Genomic DNA, 11645 nt, shown 5'->3' on the forward strand with positions numbered 1-11645 from the left:
AAAGGTGTCCTCCCCTATTTTATCGAAGCTGTAGTCAAGTACCATGCGACAACAAGCAAGAATACTAATACTGTCGACCTCTAGCTATGGTCGAGTAGCTCTATACTGTATATACGCCATAAGGAAAAGCATAAAAGCCCAAATAATATCAAGGACAGCACGTCCCATCTGACCTTTTTGCATCCGCCGAATTCCCGCAAAAGCAAGAACAAGCCCACACAATACAATAATAATAGGGGCAAGAACCGTAGCGAAAAAGGTTATGATAGTCTACCACCTTCCGTGGAGAACCTCTGAAGCCAAACGTCGGGCTGTAGGGGTAACAGCCAGCCCTCCCCGAGCTGTTTCTCGCAGTGTTTCAGGCATTGCCCTCCCTACTTGCCCCATAGCATCAATTACTTCATCTGCCGGAAGAATAGATTTGATGCCGGCAAGGGCCATGTCAGCAGCCAACGCGGCTACAGAAACAAGCAAACCATTCCTCTTGATGCAAGGAGATTCCACTAACCCGCCTATAGGGTCACATACGAGGCCAAGCACTGATTTAAAGGTAAGAGACACGCTATGGGCAATAGTATCGGGCGCTCCCTCACGAAGGGCTACAAGAGCAGCTGCGCCCATAGCTGCCGCAGCACCACATTCAGCCTGACAACCGCCTTCAGCTCCAGCTAGAGTCGCTCTTGAAGCTACAACAGCACCTACAGCACCAGCTACAGTCAAAGCATCTACAAGTTCACTTTTTTCGGAAGCAAAATGATCTCTATACGAAAAGAGAAGGCCAGGCAATATACCGCAACTTCCTGCCGTAGGCGCTGCCACAATACGCCCCATAGCTGCATTATAAGTAGCCACAGCTATAGCTATCTGAGAAGCTCTTAGAACATAGGGACTCGTAAAAGCCTCCGAATTTTGAGATGCAACGTAGGTCCCTATTTTCTCCGCCTCTGGCTTGATAATCTTGCCACTCCAGTTTCCAGAAAGAGCTTCTTGAACAGAAAGAGCCATGTCATCAAAACGGCTTTCCATATCTTTTCGAATCGTCTCCACAGAATGCCCTGTCTCTTGCTCCTCTATCTGATACACACTTTCAATAAAGGAACATCCTGAATTATTACTTAAAGCTACCAAATCTCCTAACGATCTCATTTCGAAGTTCCTCCTCGAGCATAAAGGGGTAATACTCGGATAATAGATGGATGGGCACGTTCCATGGCCTGCTTTACACTGTCGTCAGGAGGAGAAGGCAGATCAAGCTCAATAACAAGAGACGCCATGCCCCCCTTTGACTTACGATACAGGCTTAAAGTAGCAATGTTAATCTCCATTTCAGCAAAAAGCTTCGTTATAGCCGCTACAACCCCATGGGTATCGCGATGGATAGTGATAAGAGAAGGAAGTTCTCCAGAAACGCTTACCTTAAAACCATCAATCTCCTGCAGTTCTACAGCCCCGCCACCAATAGAAGCGCCAATAACTTCGAGAGTCCGATTGTCTTTTCCTGTAAAAACAAAACGGGCAGAGTTGGGATGAGCTCCGTCTACTTCTTCCACATCGAAACGATAATTAAATTGCAGTTCTTTCGCAATAGAAAGGGCATTTCGAAGGCGCATATCATCAGGAGCCATACCTAATAGACCCGCCACAAGAGCCCGATCTGTTCCATGACCGTAACTCGTATAAGCGAAACTACCTCGTAAAAATATCTCCACACTCTCCAGTGGATCTTCTCCCCAGCACGCTAACGCCAAACGACCAAGGCGAGCGGCGCCAGCGGTGTGACTCGAAGACGGTCCAATCATTACCGGTCCAATAATCTCTGTTAAGGGCATAGCTTCTCCTCCTCTACGTTAAAATCATCCTTCTCTCCCTTTTGGTAGATTGCCGATAGCTCCTCATAGGTCCTCTTAAGTTTTTCAATACGGGCCTCCCCAAGCTCCGGTTCTTCCAAATGAGAGATTAAATCTGTAAGGGGTATATTTTTAAAAAATTGATTATCGCGACTCGGCGAGGAACAGTAAAAAACATCCCTTAAGATTTGTATATCATTAGGGGTGTGAAAAGCGTCCCGCGTCTCTTCGTAGTTGAAAAGGAAGTAGATTTCTGGGAACCCAGACCACGCTACGGCAGAAAGACACATGGAACATGGCTCATGAGTAGAGAGCAATAGACATTCTTTGGGATCTGGGTGAGGATCAAGTTCAAAGAACTTCTTTATAGTATAAACCTCCCCGTGCCAAAGAGGATTCCACCCTTCATGATTAGTTCCTGCCGTTATTAGAGAAAGGTCAGACCGAAACAATATTGCTGCCCCAAAAATGTTATGGCCGCCAAGAACGGCAACTCGAGTTTGGGGAAGAATATGATCTTCAATAACATCCAACATCCTCCAAAATATCACTTCCTGGTCCATAAACACCCCTCCTTTGAAAGTATTATATCCTGAAGTTCCCTTCTCCTGCATACTCTTCAATAATGAAAATTAAAAAAATTAATAGTTGAATATAGTTGTTATTTGTGCTATTTTCAAATTGATAAGAATAGTTGGCATTTTCAGCCGATTTTGTTTCTTGATCATGACGCCTCGTGCGCGTCGCTTTAAAAGGACCTTCGTAACTGTCTCAACTAAACCTAACCCCGGCACTACACGAGGAGGTGAGTTGTATGAATGCCCTAACAGTTGTGTGGCTTGCTCTCGGGCTTCTTATTGTCGGAGGCGTCCTTTTTATGAAGAAGAAGCGGAGCAATGAAGAAACAAATGACTAAAACTCCTCACTGCAGTGGGCGTAAAAGAGTTGCGCCCACTCTAATACCCCTCTAGAGTACGCATTTTTGCTGATAGCAAAATCCTTTCCCCGAGAAGATAATAAAAAATAAAAAGGGGGAGGAGATGAAATGAGGTCACAAAAGATACGCCTCGCTACACAGTTACTATTCCTTGCATTTCTCTCTTGGGTCGGTTTTCAACATCAAAGAGTGGGAGGTGGCCCCCAAGGGGTCCCACCAGTAGATGCCCTCTGTCCTTTTGGGGGATTTGAAAGCCTCTACAGCTATATAGCTACTGGAACGTGGCTGAGACGCATCGCTCCAAGTTCCTTTGTTCTCTTTATTGGTGTTGTTCTTATGACTATAGTGGTAGGCCGAGTTTTTTGCAGCTGGATTTGCCCTCTGGGTACTTTAGGGGAACTTTCAGCAAAAGGAGCAAGGAAACTTGGCATAGCTTCTCGGGAACTCCCCAACTATATAGATCGTCCTGCACGATATTTAAAATATGGAATTCTCTTTCTCATTATATTTCTTACATGGAAGCTCGGAACTTTGGTATGGAGAGATTATGATCCCTGGGTCGCATGGATGCATTTAAGCGCTGGTTGGGGGGAAATCGCAGGTAAACCTTGGGCTTTCGTAATCCTTTTTGGTACCGTTATAGCTGCAAGTTTATGGATTGAACGATTTTGGTGCCGCTATTTGTGCCCATTAGGGGCTGTCCTTGCTTTGGGGCAAAAGCTGAGCCTTATAAAAGTAAATCGCCAGCCCTCCTCCTGCGTCCATTGCCATCAATGCCATATAGTATGCTCTGTCAATCTCGACCCTGAATCAAAAGAAGTGGAGAAAAGTGGCGAATGTCTTGCTTGCGGAAGATGTACCGACCGATGCCCTGTGGAGAAGACGCTTTTCTTTAGGTGGCGAAAAAAAGTTTTCTCTTCTCTTGCCATAGGCTTTATGGGGTTAGCTCTATTTTTTGGAGCTTACGCTTTCGGGCGGCTCAGCGGAACGTGGCTCACCTTTGCGCCAGCTCCCAAAGAGGTTTCTCAAGCTAACCCTGCAGATAAAGTTTACGGATGGATGTCTATCAGCCAAATATCTGAAGCCGTGGGGTTATCTGAGGAGGAGGTTATCGCCATTGCTTCCCTTCCTTCAGATATTCCTCGAGATGTATCGTTGAAAAAGATTGAGGGAGTGGATGATGAAGAAGTGAGAGGAGCCCTGTCTCTTTACTTTGAACAAAAGGGAATTCCGTTGGCAACAACGGGGGAAACGCCGTCAAAGAATCTTCCTAACCCCGATGAGATCAAGGGGTCTGTAACATTACAAACCATATCCCAGACTTACAATATCCCTGCTGAAAAGATTCTTGAAGAAGCAGGCTGGCCTCTTGATGCATCAAGAGACAAAGCGCTGAAGGAACTAGCTGTACTCTATAATTCTGAGGTAAGTGTGATACGAGAAGCCATAAAAAAACTTCTAAGAAATTAGTTTAATATAAAAGAGGGGGCTTTTGAAGGCAAAATACGCCTCTAAACGTTGGATTTTCTGCCCAACTTTTGGAGCGCTGAACAAAGTCTCCCTCTTCATCTTATGAACTTCAACGACACGGCTCCATCCCTACAGATACTGATCCATAGCTTCACTCAAAAGATGAATCCCCCGTCGAATTTTTTCTGGTGGCATATTGGAATAGTTAAGTCGCAAGGTATTTTCATGACCGCCGCGAGGGAAGAAAGCTCCTCCGGGAACAAAAGCAACTTTCTTGGCAATTGCTGTTATAAGAAGGTCTCGCCCATTCACACCTTCTGGAAGGGTGATCCAAGAAAATAGGCCCCCCTCAGGCTTGGTATAGGAAACATCGGAAGGGAAAGAAGCCTGAATAGCCTCCATCATAATATCTCGTCGCTTCTTGTAAAGCTCTATAAGTTTCGCTACATGGGCATCAAGATTGTACATTTCCATATAGCTATCAATTTCATACTGGCTCAATGTGGGGGAGTGCAAATCTGCAGCCTGTTTCAAATAAGCGAATCGTTCATACAGCTCCCCTTCAGCACATAACCAAGCGATGCGCATTCCAGGGCAAAATATTTTAGAGAATGTACCCAATAAAACAACATTTCCTGTCTTATCAAGAGACTTTAAAGAAGGAAGCATCTCCCCTTGAAAACGGAGCTCACCGTAAGGATTATCTTCAATTACCACTACGGAATAGCGCGAAATAATTTCTATAAAAGATTTCCGGCGTTGGATAGACCAGGTTTTCCCAGTAGGATTCTGAAAATCGGGAATAACGTAAATTGCCTTTACCCGTTTTTCCTTTTTTAAAGCTTCTTCGAGAGAGTCAGGAACCATACCCTCGTCATCAGTAGCAATCTCTACGTATCTAGGGCTATATCCATTGAAAGCACTGAGAGCCCCTAGATAGGTAGGACTTTCGCAGAGCACCACATCTCCTTCGTCAAGAAGCATTTTGCCGAGAAGATCAAGGGACTGCTGAGATCCTGTGGTTATCATAATATTCTCTGTCGTAAGACGAGTTTTGTACTTTTCGTTCATGCGATTCGCTATTTTCCCACGTAACGGAGCGTAACCCTCTGTAGTAGAGTATTGGAGAGCTTTTGCCCCATATTTCTCTAAAACATGAGCTGTTACGACCTTCATTTCTTCAATAGGGAAAAGCTCCGGAGCCGGAAGGCCGCCAGCAAAAGAGATAATATCAGGGTCCGCCGTAACTTTGAGAATAGCAGCTATATCCGATGCCTGGAAGTTTTTCATTCGCCGAGCAAAAACATTCTTGTCCATAAAAAGCCCTCCTGTCATAAAATAATTGAGGGGCATTATAACAGGAAATCGTCATTTTGGGAAAGAACTTTCTCTATTTAATACAATTAAGGCTCTATTCCTTTTACTTCTTTTCTATGAAGAATTTTATCTGTGGCTTTCAGACCCGAACCAGAAAGAAAAGCCACTACAGTCTGGTCGCGAGAGATCACATCATCAGCTATAAGTTTGGAGAGGGCTGCTCCGACTACGGCACTTGTAGGCTCTACATAAAAACCTTTACACGCCAACATATCAAAAGCTTTCCACGTCTCGCCATCCTCAACAGCGATACACATTCCTTCCGTAGCTCGCACCGCTCCAAGAACCTGACGACCTCGTACCGGATGAGCTGAACTAATTCCCTCGGCTATTGTTTCTCGCTTCTCAATCGGGAAAGGATCCATATCTCCTCTCACAAATCCTTCATAGAGCGGAGCGCACCCCCTGGCCTGTACTGCAACGATCTTTGGAAGGCGAGATATTTTCCCCGCTGCGAGAAGATGGCGAAAAGCAAGATAACACCCTAATACGAGGCTTCCCTGCCCCGCGGGGACAATCACATAGTCGGGGACTGCATATCCCAGCTGCTCCCACAACTCGAAAGCATAGGTTTTAACTCCATGGATAAAATAAGGGCTCCAATTATGGCTCGCATAGTAAAATTCCTGAGATGCTTGCTCTGTAACCAGTGTGGTTTCTTCACGAGATCCAGGGACTTTTACGAGTTCTGCCCCATAGCTCTCAATCTGCACACATTTTCCAGCCGACGTATACGCAGGGACAAAAACTCGACAACGAATGCCCGCCCGAGCAGCGTACGCTGCCATTGAGGCCCCGGCATTCCCTGAAGAATCCTCTATGATCGTCTGGAGCCCATGTTCCTTGAGTTTCGTCATTTGGTAGGCAATGCCGCGATCTTTGTAAGATCCTGTAGGCAAGAGAAAATCCAATTTGAAAAAAATCTTATGATCCTTCCATAGGGCAGGAACAAGAGGGGTTCGACCTTCCCCTAAAGATACAGGTTCCGTCCCTATCTTAAAAGGTAGAGCTTCTTTGTATCTCCAGATCGACAGGGAACGGCGTTTTAGCTCTTCCGGTCCCGGGAAAAATGTTTCATCTATCTCCAACGAGAGAGCCCCTCCGCAAGGGCATCTCCAAAGGCGCAAAATCTCTTCGTACGTTTCATGACACACGGAACATCGCAACATAAAAATCCACCTCCATATGTTACGAAATAGAATGGGAAAGGCAGGGCTTCAATTGAGAAATATCACACTCTTCCACCGCAAGATGATGGTGCTGAAAAACAGAGGTATATTTCAAACCACTACCAGTAAGCACACAAACTACACAATGATTACTTTTAAGAGCACCATCATGAACGAGGCGTTTCAAGGCAGCCAAAGATGATGCGGAGGCAGGTTGTACAAAAAGTCCTGTTTCCGCAAGCTCTTTTTGCGCTGCAAGGATCTCTTCATCTGATACGGCAAGAGCTATACCGCTATTTTTATTCAACACCCTCAAAACCTGATTACCACTTGGGGGGAAAGGATTTTCTATGGCATGGGCGATAGTGTGAGGATTTGAGAATCGTTCCACTACTAATGATTTTTTTTCAAAAGCTTTCACTATAGGGGAACATCCTTCCGCCTGAACACATACAATGGTAGGGATACGAGCGATAAGTCCTACTTTATAAAACTCACGAAACCCTTTCTCAATTCCACGAATATTGCCTCCCGCACTTGTAGGGACAATTACAAAATCGGGGACGCGAAAAGATGTCTGTTCACAAATTTCAAATGCAATAGTTTTAGAACCTTCTACGCGAAAAGGGACATCAGAGTTCATAAAATAAATCCCGAGTTCCTCTCCTAGACGCAAACTTTCAGAATAAAGACGGGAGTAATCTCCATGAACTCGTATAAGTCGAGGATGGTAGATAGCGATAGGATTCAATTTTTCTGAGGGGATATCGCTACTCACTAATATTGTAGTTTCAACCCCAGCTTTCGCTCCAAAAGCAGCTACTGAAGCAGCCATATTACCTGTTGAGACTGTGCCGATCCGAGAAAACCCCAATATTTTAGCGTGGCGAAGAGCTGTAGCTGTTCCCCTATCTTTAAAAGACCATGTGGGATTTGCCGTTTCATTTTTAAAAGCCACAGCGCCTATTCCATATTTCTTTGCCAGAGCAGGTGTCCACACAAGAGGGGTCATCCCCTCCCCAAGATCCAGTTCGTCATAGCGCTCCCTAAAGGGGAAAAATTCGCCGTATCTTCTAAAAATATTAAAGTACGCTTCTGCTTTAATGGAACCTGTTCCTATCTCCTCCAACTCGAGAGGTTCATTACATTTTGGACAGCGAGAAAATGAGGTACGAAATGGGTAACGAGATTCGCAGACAGTACAGATAAGGGCTTTTTCTGACAAAACAGAATCCCTCCTTCAGGTTCTTTTCCTATGAGGAATTATAACGTAGAAAAAGAGTTGTTTTTCCCTTTTTATCCTTGCATCTAAATTTTTTTCTGTCATACTATCCCTGCTTATGATAACAATAAACTCAAAACCAAATCGGGGAGAGTGAAATCACACAAAAAAACAATTGTAAGGAGGTTGAGGCAGATTGACACGTGCGGCTAAACCTTTGATTCACGTTGAAAATCTGTACAAGAGCTTTGAGGATGGAGACGTTTTGAACGGCATCTCCATTGATATTTACGAAGGGGATTTGGTCTCTATTATCGGACCGTCAGGATGTGGGAAATCAACGTTCTTGCGGTGTCTCAATTGTCTCGAGTACATGGACTCCGGTACTATTACCATAGCTGGCGTTACGGTAAGCCGCACCGGCAATGAAAAGGAGCTGGGCAAACGCTTTCTCACATCCTGTCATCTCATGAGACAAGAGGTAGGAATGGTTTTCCAGAGCTTCAATCTTTTCCCTCATAAAACCGTTCTCGAAAATGTTATGCTAGCCCCTATAGTCGTAAAAAAGATTGGGGAAGCCGAAGCTCGTGAAACAGCCATGCAACTCCTTGCAAAAGTAGGGCTTTCCGAACACATCCATAAGTATCCCGCTACCTTATCTGGCGGGCAGACTCAGCGTGCAGCCATTGCTCGCGCCTTGGCCATGAATCCCAAGGTCATGCTTTACGACGAACCCACATCAGCCTTAGATCCGGAACTGGTTGGAGAAGTGTTGCAGGTTATGAAAGATCTTGATGAGGAAGGTATGACTCAGATCATCGTAACCCATCAGATGCGTTTTGCCCGAAATGCCTCAGACTACATTGTCTTTATGGATGGAGGAGAGATCGTCGAGGTGGCTGACGGCGATGTACTCTTCGAATTTCCTCAAAATAAAAGGACAAAAGAGTTCCTTCGACACCTTACAGAGGATGTAGCGTAAATGAAACGGTTCATATCTTTATTCTTTGCGCTTTCTGTTCTCTTCCTTGCTGTTGCTTCGTCCTCAGCTATGGCGAAAGAGAAGCCCATATTGCGATGGGGTGGGGACACAGAGGGGGGAGTTCCTTACATGTTTTACGACCCCTTCGATATGAATCAGCTTATCGGTTTTGAAGTAGAAATTATGGATGCCATTGCAGACTATCTGGGAATGGAAACAGAATTTGTCCAAAATGGATGGGATAATCTCATTCCAGGGCTCGAGAGGCACTTATATGATGTAGCTATCGATGGTCTGGAAATTACGCCGGAACACAAGAATGTAGTTAATTTCTCTATTCCTTACTACTCCACTTTCCTTCAGCTGGCGGTACGTAAGGGGACAAAAGGCATTACAACCCTTGACGACTGCAAAGGGAAAATAGTGGGAACCCTGAAGCAATCTTATGCGTACTTCCTCTTAGTAGAAGCCGGCATTCAAGACATTCGGACGTACGAAGACGAGATAAACGCATTCAACGACTTACAAAATGAACGCTTAGACGCAACTCTCTTCGATGATCCTGTTGCTGTTTACTATGCAGGATTCAACCCTGAAATCATGTTTGTAGGTCCTCCTATCGGGCGGATGGAATACGGAATTGCTATTCGGAAAGAGGATAAGGAGCTACTTTCAAAAATTAATGAAGCTATTGTCTACCTTCGAGATAGCGGGAAACTTCGGGAAATTTACGATCGATGGAACCTTTGGAGCCCCATGATGGCCGACATGTTCCAAGATTTCTCGCCCAGTAGAGTGGAACCCGCTATGTTCAACCATTGGGCTGAACATCAGAAACCTCAAATCTCGCTGCAAGAAAGAATCGAGAGATATATAAGCTTTCTTCCAATTCTTGCTAAAGCGGCGGTTATCACTATGAAGGTGTCGATTTTAGCTATGGTCTTAGCCATACTGCTCGGGCTTTTCCTGGCCATGACTAAAATTTTTGGGCCGCCATTTTTTTCTCATCTGGCTATAGGATATATAGAAGCCATTCGTGGGACACCAGTTCTCATCCAGCTCTTCTTTATTTTTTATGGACTTCCCAACATCGGCATAAAGCTAAGTCCATTTATTGCTGGAGTTCTGGGATTAGGCTTAAACTACGCCGCCTATGAAGCTGAGAATTACCGGGCTGGTCTATTAGCGGTACCAAGGCAACAAATGGAAGGCGCTCTCGCTTTAGGAATGACTCGCTGGCAGGCATTGCGCTATGTTGTCTTGCCTCAGGCTGTACGAGTAGCGTTACCGCCAGTCACAAACGATTTTATTTCTCTTTTAAAAGATTCTTCGTTAGTGTCTGTCATAACCATGGTAGACCTTACGAAAGCCTATGGACAGCTGGCCACTACTTACTATGATTACTTCGGGACTGGAATTATAGTAGCCACTATCTATTTTCTTTTAGGGCTGCCTTTCGTTCGCCTCGCTCGCTGGACAGAGAAAAAAATGGCTGTAGCAGTGCGAGGGAAGCGAAATGGAGGAGGTTCTACCATAGGGGAAAAACCTGGAGCTTATTAAGTACGTTAAAAACTAAACGAAGGGCTGGGTCGGCCGACCCAGCCCTTCGTTTTCTTTAAATAAGTTCTCCTTTAGCGACAGGGATCACATTGCCCCCCACCCATACTCGAATCTGACCTCCGGAATCTTTTGCGGAAATAAATAAAAGAGATGGCCGATGAACTGCATAGCCTTGCTCTACTCGTACATTCTCTATGCTGCTAGATTCCAGGAACCGGTGACGGACCAAATAGGACGCCAAACATCCTGCCCCACTTCCAGTCGCAGGATCTTCCTCCACACCAAAACAAGGAGCCAAAACCCGAACGTGAAGATGATTTGAAGAATGTACCGGTTCAGGACAAAAAGCGAGAATTAATACCTTCCCTGTCCTTTGGATGAAAGCATCATATGCATCTCTATCCAAACGTACACGACTCAAAACATCCCGCCGCCGAAAAGGGACAATAATCGTAGGCAACCCTGTAGAAACCCACTGTACAGGGTACTCTTCCATTATAGCGTCTGATGTGACACCCAACACCGACACTAGATCTTCTGGAGGGTAGATCGGACCAAATTCTGGCGTATTCTGCTCCATAATAAACAGATGCTCTTCCCGTCTCACCTGAATAAGTCCTGCCTTGAGGCTCAGGGCAATAGAATTTGGATTCCCAGGTGCTAACTCTCTTATAATAACAGCAGCTGTCCCCAAAGTAGGGTGACCAGCGAAAGGGACCTCCCCTGCAGGTGTGAATATCCGAACTGGATAACCGCCGTTAAGAGGTTTATCGTGAAGGATAAAACTTGTCTCCGAGTAGTTCATCTCTCTGGCAATTTCCAGCATATCCTCGGTAGAGAGATCTCCTGCATCGCGAACTACAGCTAAGGGATTGCCTGCATATTTCTTCTCCCCAAAAACATCAACAATGTAAAATTCATGCTTTTTCATAATCCAACCCTCCTTTCTTATGACAAGCAACATTTAAATATGGTCTTCTACATACCTTAACATATTCTTTTATGTCGTAAGCTCTCTTTTAAGCGGGAATCGTGAAAAAATGTCCTTGACATTTCTTGACGAGTAGAGTAACACTATAAC

General features: G+C 45.0%; 11 protein-coding genes. 4 read left to right on the forward strand and 7 right to left on the reverse strand.

What is annotated here, in order from left to right; genetic code table 11:
• Window positions 1-270: 270 nt before the first annotated feature.
• Genes sdaAA through B3L97_RS00720 form a run of 3 tightly spaced genes read right to left on the reverse strand, consistent with a single transcriptional unit; the run spans window position 271 to window position 2410 of the window.
• The gene (gene sdaAA, locus B3L97_RS00710) at window positions 271-1146 is read right to left on the reverse strand and encodes an L-serine ammonia-lyase, iron-sulfur-dependent, subunit alpha (protein WP_286847818.1); all 876 of its coding nucleotides are present in this window, start codon (window positions 1144-1146) and stop codon (window positions 271-273) included.
• Complete coding sequence (sdaAB, locus tag B3L97_RS00715) at window positions 1143-1829, reverse strand: L-serine ammonia-lyase, iron-sulfur-dependent subunit beta (RefSeq protein ID WP_286847816.1); 687 nt, start codon at window positions 1827-1829, stop codon at window positions 1143-1145. Before sdaAB ends, sdaAA begins: the two co-directional genes overlap by 4 nt.
• On the reverse strand, window positions 1820-2410 hold the full coding sequence (locus tag B3L97_RS00720; protein WP_286933093.1) for a nucleoside deaminase: 591 nt from the start codon (window positions 2408-2410) through the stop codon (window positions 1820-1822). The genes sdaAB and B3L97_RS00720 overlap by 10 nt, the downstream gene beginning before the upstream one ends.
• 251 nt (window positions 2411-2661) lie before the next feature.
• On the opposite strand from B3L97_RS00720, the gene B3L97_RS00725 reads away from it, so the two are divergent.
• A complete protein-coding gene (locus B3L97_RS00725; protein ID WP_286847812.1) occupies window positions 2662-2763 on the forward strand; it encodes an LPXTG cell wall anchor domain-containing protein in 102 nt (33 codons plus the stop codon).
• A 129-nt stretch (window positions 2764-2892) separates the two neighbouring features.
• Complete coding sequence (locus B3L97_RS00730) at window positions 2893-4254, forward strand: 4Fe-4S binding protein (protein WP_286847811.1); 1362 nt, start codon at window positions 2893-2895, stop codon at window positions 4252-4254.
• A 129-nt stretch (window positions 4255-4383) separates the two neighbouring features.
• Here the strand turns inward: B3L97_RS00730 and B3L97_RS00735 are convergent, their stop codons facing one another.
• From B3L97_RS00735 to thrC, 3 genes are all read right to left on the reverse strand, one after another.
• Window positions 4384-5571, reverse strand: coding sequence for a PLP-dependent aminotransferase family protein (locus B3L97_RS00735; RefSeq protein ID WP_024821183.1), 1188 nt, complete (start codon window positions 5569-5571; stop codon window positions 4384-4386).
• A gap of 86 nt (window positions 5572-5657) precedes the next feature.
• On the reverse strand, window positions 5658-6800 hold the full coding sequence (locus B3L97_RS00740) for a threonine synthase (RefSeq protein WP_286933095.1): 1143 nt from the start codon (window positions 6798-6800) through the stop codon (window positions 5658-5660).
• 19 nt (window positions 6801-6819) lie between these two features.
• A complete protein-coding gene (gene thrC / locus B3L97_RS00745) occupies window positions 6820-8025 on the reverse strand; it encodes a threonine synthase (RefSeq protein WP_286847808.1) in 1206 nt (401 codons plus the stop codon).
• 193 nt (window positions 8026-8218) lie between these two features.
• On the opposite strand from thrC, the gene B3L97_RS00750 reads away from it, so the two are divergent.
• Window positions 8219-9004 carry an amino acid ABC transporter ATP-binding protein gene (locus B3L97_RS00750; protein ID WP_024821186.1) on the forward strand — a complete coding sequence of 262 codons (786 nt, stop codon included), beginning with the start codon at window positions 8219-8221 and terminating at the stop codon, window positions 9002-9004.
• The gene (locus B3L97_RS00755; RefSeq protein ID WP_286847806.1) at window positions 9005-10564 is read left to right on the forward strand and encodes an ABC transporter substrate-binding protein/permease; all 1560 of its coding nucleotides are present in this window, start codon (window positions 9005-9007) and stop codon (window positions 10562-10564) included. It begins immediately after the preceding gene.
• 55 nt (window positions 10565-10619) lie between these two features.
• Here B3L97_RS00755 and B3L97_RS00760 read toward each other — a convergent pair whose 3' ends face one another.
• Complete coding sequence (locus tag B3L97_RS00760) at window positions 10620-11495, reverse strand: PhzF family phenazine biosynthesis protein (protein ID WP_024821188.1); 876 nt, start codon at window positions 11493-11495, stop codon at window positions 10620-10622.
• Window positions 11496-11645 lie beyond the last annotated feature (150 nt).

Origin of the sequence: Aminobacterium sp. UBA4834 (genome assembly GCF_002400205.1) — a bacterium.
Classification (GTDB): domain Bacteria; phylum Synergistota; class Synergistia; order Synergistales; family Aminobacteriaceae; genus Aminobacterium; species Aminobacterium mobile.